Here is a 14778-nt window from a genome sequence, read left to right as displayed (position 1 = left end):
AGGACGTCGTGCCGCCGACCGCCAACTATCGCGAGCCAGATCCCGCTTGCGACCTCGACATCACACCCAATGTGCCGCGCGAGCGCAAGGTGCGCGTCGCCATGAGCAACGCCTTCGCCATGGGCGGCACGAACGCAGTTCTGGCATTCAGGCAGGTGTAGAAGCCATGCAAGACGCCTCATTTGAGGTCACCTGTCGTATCTAGCTGCTTGCCGGACCACTATGTGAAGCGAGCGCTATTGGCTGCCTCTGCGATGCGGGAATTGGCAGCGGACGTCTCACGATCAAACAGGCATCTGCTTGTAGAATTCTTTTAATCGTGAAGCGGCGCGAGTGCGCTATCCGTTGAGGTGAGCAAGGCCGGCGCCCTGGGTGAGCTCTGGTGTCGGGTGGTGGAAAGTACAGGGGGAGCTGTGTGGCCACCTCTTTCTCGGCCTCGACGATGTGCGAAGGAGCCTGTGCGGCGAACGGGCCGACGCCCCAGGCTCAGAACCTGGGCGAACCTAACTCCCGCCAAAGGACAGCCCAGAGCTGGATACACGAAAAAGATACTGAACCCGCGAATCAGATTCTGATCAATCGTCGTGTCTGAGCTCCGCTCGGGCTCTTACGGAGATAATCGAGCGGCCCGGCAACGGCCGCGCGTGCCGCGGGCGTGAGCTTTGCGCTTCGTCAGAAGTGCCTCGAGCGTGACGACGATAATTGACCAGCCATATGGAACGCATTCGCCCAGTTATCCAAAGCGTGGATACCTTTCATCTAAACAAAGGATTTTACCGTTTTTGCTGCAGGTCCCATAGAAGCGCTTCAAGTTGGAAAGATAGGTAGTTCCGATGGTTGCGTTGGATCCGAGGAGCATCATCTGGTGTGCGGGGCGTACAAAGTCAGTCGCATCTGCATTGCGGCTTGGTCTTTCGGCGGTCTCCACAAGTTACGCCCCGTTGGGGCGACGCCAATTATTTAACCAATGCTTGGACATTTATCTCAACCGGACAGCTACAAGGTGAGGTCTTCCATGCGCCCGAATGTCGAGTGGAAGTTGTGCTGGGAAAATGAGTTGCAACTGGCCGACCATGTCGAACTCTCCGACTTTTTTCGAAAGACCTATGGACGGACTGGCGCCTTCAACGCGGAGCCATTCGAAGGCGGCCGCAGTTGGGCCGGCGCGAGGCCGGAATTCCGCGCAATCGGCTACGACGCGCATGGGGTAGCGGCTCACATCGGCATGCTGCGGCGCTTCATCAAAGTTGGCGAGGTCGACTTGATCGTCGCTGAATTGGGCCTGTACGCGGTTCGTCCGGATCTTGAAGGGCTCGGAATCGGTTTTTCGATGCGCGTGGCGTACCCAGTGCTCCATCAGTTGGGTGTTCCATTCGCTTTCGGCACGGTTCGGCACGCGCTGCGAAACCATGTCGAAAGATTCTGCAGAGCCGGCCTCGCGAACATTGTGTCGGGCGTTCGCGTACGGTCGACCCGTCCAGACGTGCATCCCGACCTGCCGCCCACGCGCCTGGAAGACGTACTCGTGTTGGTTTCGCCGATCGGACGCTCGATGGACGAGTGGCCGTCCGGTACCCTGATCGACCGGAACGGTCCGGAACTATGAAGCCTCTGGACTACATATGCGAAGGGCAGAGTGACAATGCCGATGGCATTGCAGAGCGCAGCGTCTATCTGACGTTTGACGACGGTCCCAATTCATTTTTCACACCGCAGATACTCAATGTGCTGGCGCAACATCAGGTGCCGGCGACCTTCTTCGTTGTTGGGGCCTACGCGGCCGACGAGCCGGAACTCGTTCGCCGAATTATTACAGACGGGCACGGTATAGCCAACCACACGATGACTCATCCGGACCTGGCTAAATGCGGGCCCGTCGAAGTCGACCGCCAGATAGTTGAGGCAAACAGAGTCATAGGGATGGCTTGCCCGCAGGCCATGGTTCGGTACTTTCGTGCACCGTATGGCATCTGGACCGAAGAAGTAATCGCTGCATCAGCGGGTGCGGCATTGGCGCCCGTCCATTGGTCCATTGATCCACGCGACTGGTCTCGCCCCGGCGTTGACGCCATCGTCGACAGAGTGCTCGCCGATATCCGGCCGGGCGCAATCGTGCTGTTGCACGACGGGTGCGCTCCCGACGAATTGCAACCAGGCAATCAAGCCAGTCTGCGCGACCAGACGGTGACAGCGTTGTCACGCCTAATTCCAGAATTGCACGGCCGCGGATTTGTAATCCGATCACTTCCTCAACATCCCTGAACAAACAGAGATCCTATGGACCTTCTCACCACAGCCAGTACTGTTGCCGTTTCGTCTTATGCGGTGCTCTCGACTGTTTACAGAGGCATGCAAGCGGTCTACTCCCAACCGGAAAATGTTACGCCGCCGTCGGAAAGCTTGTTCGGATCCGACCGTTGGCCGAGCGTGGATGTCATCATCCCCTGCTACAATGAGGACCCGCGCACACTCGCGGCGTGTTTAGCTTCCATCGCAATTCAAGATTACGCCGGAACATTTCAGGTCTATCTGGTTGACGACGGTTCTGGAAATCGTAATGCCGTCATCCCGGTACATCACGCCTACGAGGGCGACCCGAGATTCAATTTCATTCTGCTCCGCGAGAATGTTGGCAAACGCAAGGCGCAGATCGCCGCCATCCGCCGCTCATCTGGAGATTTCGTGCTCAGCGTCGACTCTGACACGACACTTGCGTCCGACGTGATCACGAAGCTTGCAGTAAAAATGCGGGATCCCATGGTCGGAGCGGCCATGGGCCAGCTGACGGCATACAACCGCAGCGACACTTGGTTGACCCGATTGATCGATATGGAATACTGGCTGGCTTGCAATGAGGAGCGCGCGGCGCAAGGTCGCTTTGGTGCGGTCATGTGCTGCTGCGGCCCATGTGCAATGTACCGCCGGTCTTGTCTCCTTTCTCTGCTGGATCAATACGAGACGCAGCTGTTCAGGGGGAAACCAAGCGACTTCGGTGAAGACCGTCATCTTACGATCCTCATGCTGAAAGCAGGCTTTCGAACCGAGTACGTTCCAGGTGCCGTCGCGGCGACAGTCGTTCCGGACAAGATGGGACCTTATTTGCGCCAACAACTCCGCTGGGCACGGAGCACTTTCCGGGACACGATGCTTGCGCGAGGTCTACTGCGTGGCCTGGATCGCTATCTAACTTTGGATGTGATGGGAGAGAATCTCGGCCCATTGTTGCTCGGCATCGCGGTAGTAACGGCGCTCGGTGAGCTACTATTTTCACATACAGTAAATTGGTGGACGGTGCTGGCTATTGTCACCATGACCATAATCAGATCTACGGTGTTATCTTTCCGCACTCGGCAGCTTCGATTCATCGGCTATTCAATGCACGCGTTAATCAGGATATTCCTGTTGATCCCCTTGAAGGCTTACGCCCTGTGTACATTGAGCAATAGCGATTGGCTGTCGCGTAAAAGTGTTCCCCTGCCCAACAGAAGCACAAAGGAAATCACAAGCGCGACGCCGCTTGCCGGAGCAAATGCTGCGGGCAATTCTGGAATTGCGGAGTCACTTCATACTGCAGATCTTTCGCTCACAGCTGGTGAAGTCTGACGGCCTTGCAGCGCCGGGTGACCGAGTAAGTTGTGTCAGTCGACACGTGGTGAAGCTTGTCGAGTTACCTATGGTCAGAACGGGAACTATCTGGAAGCGACACGTGGCATCTTGACGTTAATTCTTTGGCGGAAGCGATACACGCGTCGCTCCGGCCGCGACTTTCCAAAGGTGCCATCTCAAGGCGGTGGCCTGCTCTGAACCAGATTCGTAAGTAAGCTGCCGGTGGCCAATCGGACTCATTCCGCTTGAGATAGACGCATGTCCAATGTAGCAATCGACCTTACCGGCGTAACCAAATTATTCGGAAACAAGCTCGTTGTGGACGGGCTGTCCTTCACCGTTGCATCGGGAGAGTGCTTCGGTCTGCTGGGGCCGAACGGCGCAGGCAAGAGCACGATTGCGCGTATGCTCCTCGGTATGACCCGGCCTGACGCGGGTGATATAACAGTCCTCGGTCTACCAGTGCCGGCACGCAGCCGCTTGGCCCGCAAGGGCATAGGCGTGGTCCCGCAGTTCGACAATCTCGACCTGGAATTTACGGTACGTGAGAACCTGTTGGTGTTCGGGCGCTACTTCGGCATGAGAACAAGAGAGATCAACGCCGTCATCCCACGGCTCCTCGAGTTCGCTCGCCTTGAGAGCAAGGCGGATTCACGTGTCGGCCTGCTATCCGGCGGGATGAAGCGGCGCCTGACGCTGGCACGTGCTCTGATCAACGACCCCCAGTTGCTTGTGATGGATGAGCCCACGACCGGCCTCGACCCGCATGCCCGCCATCTGATCTGGGAGCGACTTCGTTTCCTGCTGGCGAGCGGAAAAACGATCATTTTGACCACCCATTTCATGGAAGAGGCTGAGCGGCTTTGTGATCGGCTGTGTGTTCTCGAGCGGGGACGCAAGATCGCCGAGGGCAGTCCTCATGCGCTGATCGACGAGTACATTGGGTGCAACGTGATCGAGATCTTCGGCGGCAATCCACAGGAGCTGATTTCGCTGATCAGGCCGTACGTTCAGCGTATCGAGGTAAGCGGCGAGACGCTCTTTTGCTATGCGCCTGATCCGGAGGATGTGCGCATCCAGCTTCGCGGTCGAGCGGGTCTGCGTATTCTGGAGCGTCCACCCAGTCTGGAGGACGTTTTCTTGCGGCTAACCGGACGTGAGATGGAGAAGTGAGCAATGGGTGAACGTCTTGCGGCCGCTCTACCCGCCAACGCCTGGAACTGGATCGCGGTGTGGCGCCGCAATCATTTGGCATGGAAGAAGGTGGCATTTGCTTCAATGCTCGGCACCCTTGCTGATCCGATGATTTACCTTTTCGGGCTCGGCACTGGCCTTGGACTGTTGGTAGGCCGCATCGAAGGTGCATCCTACATCGCTTTTCTGGCAGCCGGCATGGTTGCGACAAGCGCGATGACAGCATCGACCTTCGAAACAATTTACGCGGTTTTCGGTCGAATGCGCGATCAGGGCACTTGGGAAGCAATCTTGCACACACAACTTACCCTCGGCGACATCGTTCTCGGTGAATTGACCTGGGCAGCCACAAAGGCCTTTCTGGCCGGTACGACAATTGCGATTGTTGCCGCCGCGCTAGGTTATGCCGCGTGGACGTCGGTTCTCTACGTGCTGCCGGTCATCGCTCTCACCGGGTTCGCCTTTGCGAGCCTGGCCATGCTCGTCATCGCGCTCGCGCCCAGTTATCACTATTTTATTTTCTATCAGACGCTTGTCATCACACCTATGCTGTTCCTTTCGGGCGCGGTTTTTCCAGTCGGCCAATTGCCAGGAGTGTTTCAGCAGATTGCGGCCTTCTCGCCGCTGGCGAATTCTATCGATCTAATCCGTCCGGTGATGCTCGGCCGCCTGGGCGACAATGTAGGGCTGCATATAGGCGCACTTTGCATGTTCGCTGTATTGCCTTTTTTTGTGTCGGCTGGACTGTTTCATCGACGACTAATGCGTTGACGCTTACCTACGCCCATCAACGAGAAGGAGGTCCGCAATGCCGGATTGCAAACTGCCCACAGCGGCCCGGAGGCATGCGTGTGCCAGGAATCGCGAGTGGTACAACAACGCCGAAGCCGGGCGCCACCCAGCCGCTGCAGGCACGCGCCCATCTTCGCGACCACACCTCGGAGTACAGGCTGGGTGGTGAGGCGCGGACCCACCCGGAGCGTTCAAGCGATAGCAGCCAAGCTTCTTGTGCGCGTCCCCAGACCGTCGCGGCCATTATTTAGTTGGATACACATGCAATGACCCACAACGAACCAACTCCTGAGCCTTTTGTGATCCTTGCTATGCCAAGGACCGGAACACACTATTTAGAAGAATTGCTAAACGAGCATCCGACCGTTTTGAGTAACGGTGAGTTGCTAAACGAATATGATCCCAATTGGCCCAGCACGGATCGCCTGCTAGGCACGGATCGCGAGCTTCTTGAGCTTGCCTATGTGCGCTGCCCTATGCGCGACTACAAGAATGTGACGCATCTTGGCTGCAAGATCAATGAACCTCAGTTTCGCGAGCGTCCAGCATTCTTTGCGGAATTAGCTCGTTGGCCAGCACTCAAGGTCATCCTCGTTGTTCGCCGAAACGTATTGGAATCGCTCCGTTCCTTTGTGCAGGCCAGGGAAAGCGGTCAGTGGCTGAAGTTCAGCTCGGACAACGATACCGCTCGGCCACCGAGCGTCAGGTTGTCAATCGCTGACTGTGAGGCTTATTTCAAAGCCGCCGACGATTTTCACGCTCGCGTTATGGACTCCTTCACGTCGACCAACCTGCTTGTAATGGAATACGAGAGCCTTCTTCATGAACCTGCCCAATGCTTGGGAGCGGTTTGGGATTTCCTGGGCGTTCCAGCGCTTGAGCCATCAGATAACGCCATCCTGCAGCGCCAGGAAACGCGACCGCTGGATCAAACGGTGGAGAACTTTGACGAGTTGCGGATTCACTTCGCACGCGGACCTTATTCAAGATTTTTTGACCTCGGAGATTCGATGCGCTCCTACGCTTAATCGCTTGTCCCGCGTGCTCTGATGGGCGTGTAGGATATCCTACAGTTTGCGCGCATTCCGTCGCAAAACTGACCAACCAAAGTCACCAAGACGACAGATATCGGCCGGCATTCGATCTGCGGCGAACATCAAAGGCACGGCCGCAAGGCGACCTGGTCAATTCCCTCTCTGGCGAAGCACTTCTTCACGCGATCTTTGGCGAGCCTTGAGTGCAAATTCCGGCAAAGGTGGAGGGTTCCAGTGCGCAACCCGCACCAATCTCGCTGGACGGGACAGGCCTCCAGTTGGCACGGCGCTTGCTCCGAGATGACAGCAGCGCTCGACCGGAGCGCAGCATGGGAGAAGGAGGAGCCCCCACCCCGATCCGGTCAGGGAGAGAGAAACGGTGTTGGTTCCAAAAGTCCCCCGCGCGATCGCAGCGCCCCGCAAGCGCCATTTTGCCCGGACCTACGTGCAGGTGCTTGCCGCCATAGTCCTGGGTGCCGCAATTGGCTATCTCTATCCGGAAACCGGCCAGAGCCTGAAGCCGCTCGGCGATGCCTTCATCAAAGTCGTCAAGATGATTATCGCACCTGTCATCTTCCTGACAATTGCGACCGGCATTGCCGGCATGAGCGATCTGCAGAAGGTCGGCCGAGTTGCCGCCAAGGCGATGGTTTATTTCCTCACCTTCTCGACGCTTGCACTCGTTGTCGGACTGATTGTCGCGAATATCGTTCAGCCTGGCGCCGGCCTCAACATCGATCCGGCCTCGCTCGATGTCCAAGCCGTTAAGGGCTATGTGGCCACGGCTCACGAGCAGTCCGTGACCAGCTTCCTGATGAACATCATCCCGTCAACGATTGCCAGTGCCTTCGCGGAAGGCGACATCCTGCAAGTCTTGTTCTTCTCGGTCCTGTTCGGCATTGCTTTGGCGATGACCGGAGAGACGAGCAGGCCGGTCGTTACCTTTCTCCAGGCGCTTACCGCCCCCATTTTTAAGCTCGTCGGCATTCTGATGAAGGCTGCACCCATCGGCGCCTTCGGCGCAATGGCCTTTACGATCGGCAAATACGGTATCGGTTCGGTGGCCAACCTCGCGATACTGGTCGCGACGTTCTATCTTACCGCCTTCCTCTTCGTGTTCGGGGTTCTCGGCGCGGTCTGCCGCTACAACGGCTTCTCGATCTTTTCTCTTGTCCGCTACATCAAGGACGAACTGCTGCTTGTCCTGGCAACGTCCTCCTCGGAGGCCGCGCTGCCCTCGCTCATGGAGAAGATGGAGAAGGCCGGCGCCGCGCGTTCGGTCGTAAGTCTCGTCATCCCTACTGGATACTCATTCAATCTGGACGGTACCAATATCTACATGACGATCGCCGCCCTCTTCATCGCGCAGGCGACGAACACAGATTTGTCAATTGCCGATCAGATCCTCCTGCTGCTAATTGCGATGCTTTCCTCGAAGGGTGCGGCAGGCGTCACCGGCGCCGGCTTCATCACATTGGCCGCTACTCTCTCTGTCGTGCCGAGTGTTCCCGTTGCCGGAATGGCTCTAATTCTTGGCGTGGACCGCTTCATGTCGGAATGCCGCGCGCTGACGAATTTAGTCGGTAATGCGGTGGCATCGCTCGTTGTCGCTCGCTGGGAAGGCGAATTGGACCAGTCACGGATGGAAGCCGCTTTCCGCGGTTAGGGTTACATCAAACTGGCTCCCCGCAAGCAAAATCGCAACAGCGCGACGTGTAAGTCGCGGCCTTGCCACAACAGTCGAATTGCCAGCCTCCAAAGAGCGCTGGAAATAGAGTACTAACGCAGTGAGTAATACAACACCATGAAGCCCCTAAGCAAACGAACGGTTCACGGAAACTCATCTGGGTGCGCATGGAGCGCTGTTCGTCGAATGCGCTATCAACCGCCGGGTGTGGGAACTATTTCAGCTTGCCGCCCCAAGCCGTCGCGGGAGCGCACCGGATGATGGAGGACCGGCCGATCAGAATCGCTAGGGGAAAGCGCGTCACAATTGCCGATCTCGCCCGCGAAGCCGGAGTCAGCGTAGCAACAGTCGATCGGGTTCTGAACGTCCGCCTTCCGGTGCGAGAGGAGACCGCCCAGCGGGTCCATGCGGCCGCGCACGCGATCGGCTATCATGCTGCCGGTCTCATCAAACAGCGCTTGCAGCAGCACCTGCCGCACTACAAGCTGGGCTTCATCTTGAGAAAACCTACCCACGATTTCTACCAAGATTTCGCTCGCAAGATCGAAGAGTCGGTCAGTATGGCTAAATCCTTCCACGGCCTTCCGATCATCGAGTTCGCGCAGTCACATTTGCCGCGTGACCTGCTCCCGCTTCTTAAGGACCTTGGGAGCCGCTGCCAGGCGATCGCCATGGTGGCGGCCGATCACCCGAAAATCACAGCATCAGTCGAGGAGCTCAAGGCGAAAGGTATCCCGGTATTTTCGCTGCTATCCGACTTCGCCGATGGCGTGCGCGAGGGCTACATCGGCCTCAACAACAGCAAGGTCGGACGGACTGCCGCTTGGGTGTTTTCCAAGACCGCAAAACGGCCCGGCAAGGTGGCGGTGTTTGTCGGAAGCCATCGCTTCCAGGCGCATGCGACGCGGGAAACGGCCTTTCGTGCGTATTTTCGTGAGAACGCGCCAAAATTCGAGGTGCTTGATGCGCTCGTGAACCTTGATGAACGGCAGCTCACTTACGAAAAATTGCTGGATCTTATGCAGCGGGAACCAGAGCTCGTCGGCTTCTATATGGCCGGCGGGGGGATAGAGGGGGCAATTTCCGCGCTCCGAGAAGAGGGGAGCGGTCAGGATCTCGTCGCGATCGTGAGTGAAATGACGCCGCAGTCACGTGGGGCGCTTGCGGATGACATCTTGACGATGGCGGTCGGCACGCCAATGCGCCGACTTTGCCAGGAGCTGATAATGGCAATGGAGCGGGCCATCAAAGCCGGCGTCGCGGAGAGCCCGGGGCAGACATTTCTGCCGTTCGACATTTATCTTCCGGAAAATATTTGAGCTTGATGGATTTCTATCATGAGCGCCCATTTTCCTTTCACCGATGAAAGGAAAGCTCGATTGACTCGGCCGTCTCTGTCCGATCTGTGAACCGGCGTGGTTCCGTCTTGAAAGAAGCCGGATGCCGAAATGGCAGCCGCGCTTCATGGAAGGAAAGTCAAGCAATGCGCCAGGTATCGCCCCGCTTTGCACTCGATCACATGGCGGCGCCCCGCCTTGACGTCAGTGCGCTTTTCGCGCTTGCCCGTGACCAAGGCCTGACCGACGTCCAAATCCGTTACCCTCATTTCAGCAATCCTGTCGCACGCGGCATTCCGGCTGCGGACGTCCGGTTTGCCGCTACCGAAGCGGGCATCACGATCATCTCTGTCAACGCCTTGCAGCGGTTCAACGACTGGACTCCAACGCGTCAGGCCGAGGCAAGCAACCTCGCCGATTATGCGACGGCGTGCGGGGCGGAGACGCTCGTTTTGGTGCCGGCCAACCGCAGCTCGTGGCCCACCAATAGCGAGCGCCAGGACAATCTTCGTTTCGCTCTAAACGAGATCAAGCCAATCCTCCAGTCGCGGGGTCTGATCGGTCTTATCGAGCCGCTGGGTTTCCGAACCTGCTCGCTTCGATCAAAGAAGGAAGCGGCCGAGGCCGTTGCCGCGGTTGATGGCCAGTCCGTCTTTCGCCTCGTGCACGACACGTTCCACCACACCCTGGCCGGGGAGACATGCCTGTTCTGCGAGCTTACCGGCCTGGTGCACATTTCAAGCGTAAACGACCCGACCTTCTGGATTTACCCCGATCGCTTTCTTGCAGGTTCCGACAATGGCAGCCAGATTCAGGCGCTGCTGGATGGCGGCTACGCGGGACCTTTCTCGTTCGAGCTGGTCGAGGAAGTCCATTCTCTGGACGATCTCGCAGGCGCACTTGCCGCCAGCATCGACTTTATCCGGCGAGGGCTATTGTCGTCAGAGTAGATGGTGACAGGAGTAGTGACTATAGGTGCGCCTGAATTTTCCGTGGGTTCACAGCGGGACAGCCATCCGAGATGCCTCTTGCATCATTATCTCCCGCATCCAGATGCTTGCCGGATCGCTATTGTGGAGGGCCGGCCATTGGAGGGTCTCGGTGAATGTGGGAAATGGCAGCGGAAGTTCGATAACCCGCAGGGGGAACGTGTTTTCGAAATGCCTGACCAGCCGCAAGGGCATGGTCGCTATACGAGCTGTGCCGGACACCATAGGTGGAATCATGCTGAAGCCCTGCACGGCGACCTCGACACGTCTCTTAAGGCCATGCTCAAGCAAAAACCATTCCTCGATAGACGGCTTCATCGTACGCCCGAACCTGACCGCGACGTGCCTCATCGACATGTATCTCTCGAATGTAAGCTGCTGTGGCAGCTGCTTGTTTGTGGGACAGCCTACGCACACGAGCTTCTCGTCAAACAGCGGAACGCTTGAATGCACACTCGACGTGAACATATCCGGTAGAATTAGAAAATCGACGTCACCGCGCCGGAGAAGCTCATCGGGGCTATCGTCGACAGGCAGCAGTTCGAAGCTGACGGCGGGGGCTTCCCGTGCAATACGCTCCACAAGCTTTTCGAAAAACACGAGCGTGACGAAATCGGAAAGAATGATCCTGAAGAGGCGATCGGCTCGAGCTGGGTCAAACGGATCCGAAGAAATAATCGAGCACTGGATGTGCTGGAGAGCGTCGCGAACTGCGGGGGCAAATGCTGCCGCACGCGGGGTTAGAAATCGTTCGCGACCTCTTATCGTAAACAGTTCATCGCGGAAATAATCGCGCAGTCGGGCGACGGCCGCACTCATGGCGGGCTGACTCAGGTTGATCCTGCGTGCCGCCGCCGAGAGATTACGCTCCGTCAGGAGTGCGTCGAGCACAACGAGGAGATTTAGATCAAGTCCTTTGAAACGCATGTCATCAGCCATCCATGGGATGGATGCCTTTAACCGAAACAAACGACTTTAACAATTTAGCATTCTTGCAATCTTTTGTCGCAAAAAGTTTATGATGGATGACGTTAAGGTCCGACATATGAGCCGCGTGATCTGCCGAAGCGAGCAATCGTACGTACTGTGCAGGTCAGAGATTGGCGGTTTGAAATGCCGGGCCGATGGCGCCGGGCTATCAACCAGCGTCTTCGGCGGCCCCGACCTAGCAAGGCGTGGTCCGAGGCGACTGATGGGCGGTTTGATCCTAAGCTGCCGTGAGGCCTGTGTTGTATCGGCGAAGCCAATGCAGCAGTTCGGCAGCGTTTTTGAGAGCTGTTGTAGGCTCGGCCTAAGCCCATTGGCGCAAGCCTGTCTGAACGAAGCGCTTGGCCTTGCTGTTATCCGGTGGTGATCTGTGGTGCCTTTTCGTCCTGCCGTTCTTGTTTTGGAACGCCCTTATGGTGAGCCCATCCGGGACGTGGGGCACCGGGAGCACGAAGGTGCAGGCAGGCCGTCAATAGACCGTGGGCTGAGAGCCCGAGCTCGTTACATCGCCGCCCCTCGCGACTTTCCCGGAGGCGCTGCGAGCGCGGATCAGTAGATGTCGTGTTACCCGCCAGCTCCCGTCTTTGACCGAGCCAAGAAGGAGGAACGGGCATGCGCATCATCGGACTGGATATTCACCGCGCCTTCGCCGAAGCAGTGGCATGGGAGGATGGCAGGCTCAGGCGACTCGGCCGCGTCGACATGCGGCGCGATCTGCTGGCGGCGTTCGCCGCGAAGCTGTCGCCGAACGATGTCGGGGTGATCGAGGCCACCGGCAACGCGACGTCCGCTACGGCTGTGGTTGCGCCGCATGTGAAGAAGGTGGGGATCGGCAACCCGAAACAGGTGCGTATCATTGCCTATGCCAAGATCAAAACGACGATCGAGGCCGACGTTCTTGCGCAGCTCTATGCCAGCGGCTTCTTGCCAGAAGTCTGGATTGCGGACGAGCCGACGCAGGCTCTGCGTCGACAGGTGACACGGCGCAATCAGATTGTCCGACAGAGATCTCGATTGAAGACCGTCATCCAGTCGATCCTTCATAGCCACCTGATCCCGTCCTGCCCGCATGCCGACCTGTGCGGCGCCAAGGGTCGGACCTGGTTAATCGAGCAGGTCGTACCGCAGGACGAGCGCCTCGCGATCGATCGGCATCTGCGCGAGTTCGACCGATTGGGCGAAGACCTCCAGGTCATCGAACGCGATCTTGCCCGCTCGGCTCTCGAGGATGAAGGCGTGAAGCGGCTGATGACCATTCCCGGCGTCGACATCACCGTCGCGCTGGCGATGAAGGCGGCGATCGGCGACGTGTCGCGCTTCGACGATCCGCAGAAGCTCGTGACCTATCTCGGGTTGAACCCAAGCGTCCGACAGTCCGGCCAGGTCCGGCCTACCATGGGCGGATCACCAAGCAGGGCCGTGGTCATGCGCGCGGCATGCTCGTCGAGGCGGCCTGGGCGGCCGCTCGTGCTCCCGGACCGTTGCGAGCCTTCTCCCTGCGGCGTGCGAGCCCGGCGCGGACAGCATGTCGCGGCCGTGGCAACCGCACGCAAACTCTCTGTCGTGATCTGGCATCTGTTGATGAAGGGCGAGAGTTACGCGTGGGCTCGACCCTCCCTGCATGCCAAGAAGCTTGCGCGATGTGGAACTCAAGGCCGGGAGCAAGGCTGTGCGCGGCCAAAAGGGAGCCGCGCACGCCTACAACATAAAGAGCCACCGGGAAGAAGAGCGCCGCTGGGTGGAGCAGGCCGAGGGCGCCTATGCACGCCTCGCCGCCGGTTGGAACCCACGAGGTCCGAAGAGGGTAGGCACGGATGCCGCAAACGAGGCGCGACGATAGAAGCTGCGCGGCAGGGCTCTCATCTCGGACCCTGCTCTTCGCCACGCGGTCGTCCGTGCGCGACAGGAGAATAGCGCAGATTTATCAACAAGGCTCTTGTCGATCACATCAGTGGTCTTGGGCGCTGTACGGCCGGGTGAAGACTTTGCAGGTGGCCCGGAAAGCGTTTGACCTGTAGCGAAGCAATTGTCGTCATTACGCGCTCGACCCGGGCGCCCAGCTTGGCATAAGAGCTACGTGGCCTCAGGAAGCGTCGTCAATGCAGACCATGGACGAATTCCCAGCCGATGCCGAGATGCCGGTCGACCGTGCCTGTCGCCGTCCGGTGATGCGATGCCCCCGAGCGCATGAGTTCGCCCCGGATGCTCCCGGTCACGACGCACGGGTTCGGGTTCCAAGGCGCTCAGTTTGTTCGCGCCTAATCGGTGTAGGGCGCGGCAGAAATACGAGCGTGACGAAATCGGAAAGAATGATCCTGAAGCGGCGATTCGGTAGAGCCGGGTCAAACTATCCGACGAAATAAACGAGCACTGGATGGGCAGGAGAGCGTCGCGAACTGGAGGGCAAGAGCTCCCGGACGCAGCGTTAAGTTTGAATACCTCCGCGGACATGGTCGCGAGCTCATCGCGCAAATAATCGAGCAGCCGAGCGCCGGCCGCACTCATGACCGGCTGGGCTCGGTTAATCTTGCATGCCGCGCCCATGAGGTTGCGCTCTGTCGGGAGTGCGTCGAGCACAACGAGGAGATGTAGTTCACGACCTTTGAAACGCGTGGTCAACTATCCAAAGTGTGGATGCCTTTCATCGAAACAAACGATTTCATCAATGTTGTGGAATCCTGCATGGGCAGAAGCACCTGACGGACACCGATGCCCCACTGCCTCATGGCGTGGCGAGCGTCTTAAGAAACCGCCCGAAAGGAGATTTTTCATGCGCTCTACCGGGCAGTGGAGTGTTGGGAAAGGGAGTTGCAACTGACCGGCCATGTCAAACTGTCCGACTTCTTCCGAGCCTATGGACAGACTGGGAGACGCGCACGGTGTAGCGGCTCACATCGTCATACTGCACCTACGCCACACACCGGCCGGACCTGATCCGGCTTTATGAGCATTGGGCTTTGTCAGTCGCACAAGCGTGGTGGCTATTTTCGCGAGGCGGCGCGCCTCAGGAACTGAGCCGCGTCCAGGTCGAAACGCGGGAAAGAAAGACAGGAAACAGAATGGCCGATCAATTCGCAACGGACGTCATTGCCCTGATCAAGAAACGCGCCGAGTCGGAGAGCGGTGAGGGAATGCCTGCGTCATTCGTCGGC

11 protein-coding genes and 2 pseudogenes are annotated in these 14778 nt (G+C 58.2%); 11 read left to right on the top strand and 2 right to left on the bottom strand.

The genetic code is table 11. The features are described 5' to 3' along the window. From EOA75_RS16435 to EOA75_RS16390, 10 genes and pseudogenes are all read left to right on the top strand, one after another. A pseudogene (locus EOA75_RS16435) lies at nt 1-161 on the top strand (beta-ACP synthase); the annotation flags it as partial. Nucleotides 162-1015: 854 nt separating this feature from the next. Continuing rightward, nucleotides 1016-1606: a NodA family N-acyltransferase gene (locus EOA75_RS16430; RefSeq protein WP_063169401.1), complete on the top strand. Its 591-nt coding sequence runs from the start codon at nt 1016-1018 to the stop codon at nt 1604-1606. Continuing rightward, the gene (gene nodB, locus EOA75_RS16425; protein ID WP_091600617.1) at nt 1603-2262 is read left to right on the top strand and encodes a chitooligosaccharide deacetylase NodB; all 660 of its coding nucleotides are present in this window, start codon (nt 1603-1605) and stop codon (nt 2260-2262) included. The genes EOA75_RS16430 and nodB overlap by 4 nt, the downstream gene beginning before the upstream one ends. Nucleotides 2263-2277: 15 nt before the next feature. After that, nucleotides 2278-3603, top strand: a complete 1326-nt coding sequence (nodC, locus tag EOA75_RS16420) for a chitooligosaccharide synthase NodC (RefSeq protein ID WP_091600618.1) — start codon at nt 2278-2280, stop codon at nt 3601-3603. Nucleotides 3604-3864: 261 nt separating this feature from the next. Beyond that, on the top strand, nt 3865-4779 hold the full coding sequence (gene nodI / locus EOA75_RS16415) for a nodulation factor ABC transporter ATP-binding protein NodI (RefSeq protein ID WP_091600619.1): 915 nt from the start codon (nt 3865-3867) through the stop codon (nt 4777-4779). Between the two features lie 3 nt (nt 4780-4782). Then, complete coding sequence (locus EOA75_RS16410; RefSeq protein WP_091600620.1) at nt 4783-5571, top strand: ABC transporter permease; 789 nt, start codon at nt 4783-4785, stop codon at nt 5569-5571. 287 nt (nt 5572-5858) lie between these two features. Further along, the gene (locus EOA75_RS16405; protein WP_024505871.1) at nt 5859-6620 is read left to right on the top strand and encodes a sulfotransferase; all 762 of its coding nucleotides are present in this window, start codon (nt 5859-5861) and stop codon (nt 6618-6620) included. A gap of 388 nt (nt 6621-7008) precedes the next feature. Continuing rightward, nucleotides 7009-8292 (top strand): dicarboxylate/amino acid:cation symporter, encoded by a 1284-nt coding sequence (locus EOA75_RS16400; RefSeq protein WP_268929390.1) that lies wholly within the window; start codon nt 7009-7011, stop codon nt 8290-8292. Nucleotides 8293-8570: 278 nt separating this feature from the next. Next, nucleotides 8571-9632, top strand: a complete 1062-nt coding sequence (locus EOA75_RS16395) for a LacI family DNA-binding transcriptional regulator (protein ID WP_091600622.1) — start codon at nt 8571-8573, stop codon at nt 9630-9632. Between the two features lie 164 nt (nt 9633-9796). Next, entirely contained in the window at nt 9797-10600 is an 804-nt protein-coding gene (locus EOA75_RS16390; protein ID WP_091600623.1) for a TIM barrel protein, read from the top strand. Nucleotides 10601-10648: 48 nt separating this feature from the next. On the opposite strand, the gene EOA75_RS16385 is transcribed toward EOA75_RS16390, so the two are convergent. Then, complete coding sequence (locus tag EOA75_RS16385; protein WP_091600624.1) at nt 10649-11566, bottom strand: LysR family transcriptional regulator; 918 nt, start codon at nt 11564-11566, stop codon at nt 10649-10651. A gap of 672 nt (nt 11567-12238) precedes the next feature. Between EOA75_RS16385 and EOA75_RS16380 the strand changes: the two genes are divergently transcribed. Beyond that, entirely contained in the window at nt 12239-13540 is a 1302-nt protein-coding gene (locus EOA75_RS16380; RefSeq protein ID WP_236473627.1) for an IS110 family transposase, read from the top strand. 367 nt (nt 13541-13907) lie between these two features. Here the strand turns inward: EOA75_RS16380 and EOA75_RS35775 are convergent. Next, nucleotides 13908-14245 (bottom strand): annotated as a pseudogene (locus EOA75_RS35775) (LysR family transcriptional regulator); the annotation flags it as partial. Nucleotides 14246-14778: the final 533 nt, after the last annotated feature.

Origin of the sequence: Mesorhizobium sp. M1A.F.Ca.IN.022.07.1.1, assembly GCF_003997575.1 — a bacterium.
Taxonomy (GTDB): domain Bacteria; phylum Pseudomonadota; class Alphaproteobacteria; order Rhizobiales; family Rhizobiaceae; genus Mesorhizobium.
The sequence above is the reverse complement of the archived record's forward strand: the minus strand, read 5'-3'. Positions and strand labels throughout refer to the sequence as shown.

Coding starts and splice junctions, on each gene's coding strand:
- EOA75_RS16430 (WP_063169401.1), top strand. CDS start 1,016: ATGCGCCCGAATGTCGAGTGGAAGTTGTGCTGGGAAAATGAGTTGCAA.
- nodB (WP_091600617.1), top strand. CDS start 1,603: ATGAAGCCTCTGGACTACATATGCGAAGGGCAGAGTGACAATGCCGAT.
- nodC (WP_091600618.1), top strand. CDS start 2,278: ATGGACCTTCTCACCACAGCCAGTACTGTTGCCGTTTCGTCTTATGCG.
- nodI (WP_091600619.1), top strand. CDS start 3,865: ATGTCCAATGTAGCAATCGACCTTACCGGCGTAACCAAATTATTCGGA.
- EOA75_RS16410 (WP_091600620.1), top strand. CDS start 4,783: ATGGGTGAACGTCTTGCGGCCGCTCTACCCGCCAACGCCTGGAACTGG.
- EOA75_RS16405 (WP_024505871.1), top strand. CDS start 5,859: ATGACCCACAACGAACCAACTCCTGAGCCTTTTGTGATCCTTGCTATG.
- EOA75_RS16395 (WP_091600622.1), top strand. CDS start 8,571: ATGATGGAGGACCGGCCGATCAGAATCGCTAGGGGAAAGCGCGTCACA.
- EOA75_RS16390 (WP_091600623.1), top strand. CDS start 9,797: ATGCGCCAGGTATCGCCCCGCTTTGCACTCGATCACATGGCGGCGCCC.
- EOA75_RS16385 (WP_091600624.1), bottom strand. CDS start 11,566: ATGCGTTTCAAAGGACTTGATCTAAATCTCCTCGTTGTGCTCGACGCA.
- EOA75_RS16380 (WP_236473627.1), top strand. CDS start 12,239: ATGCGCATCATCGGACTGGATATTCACCGCGCCTTCGCCGAAGCAGTG.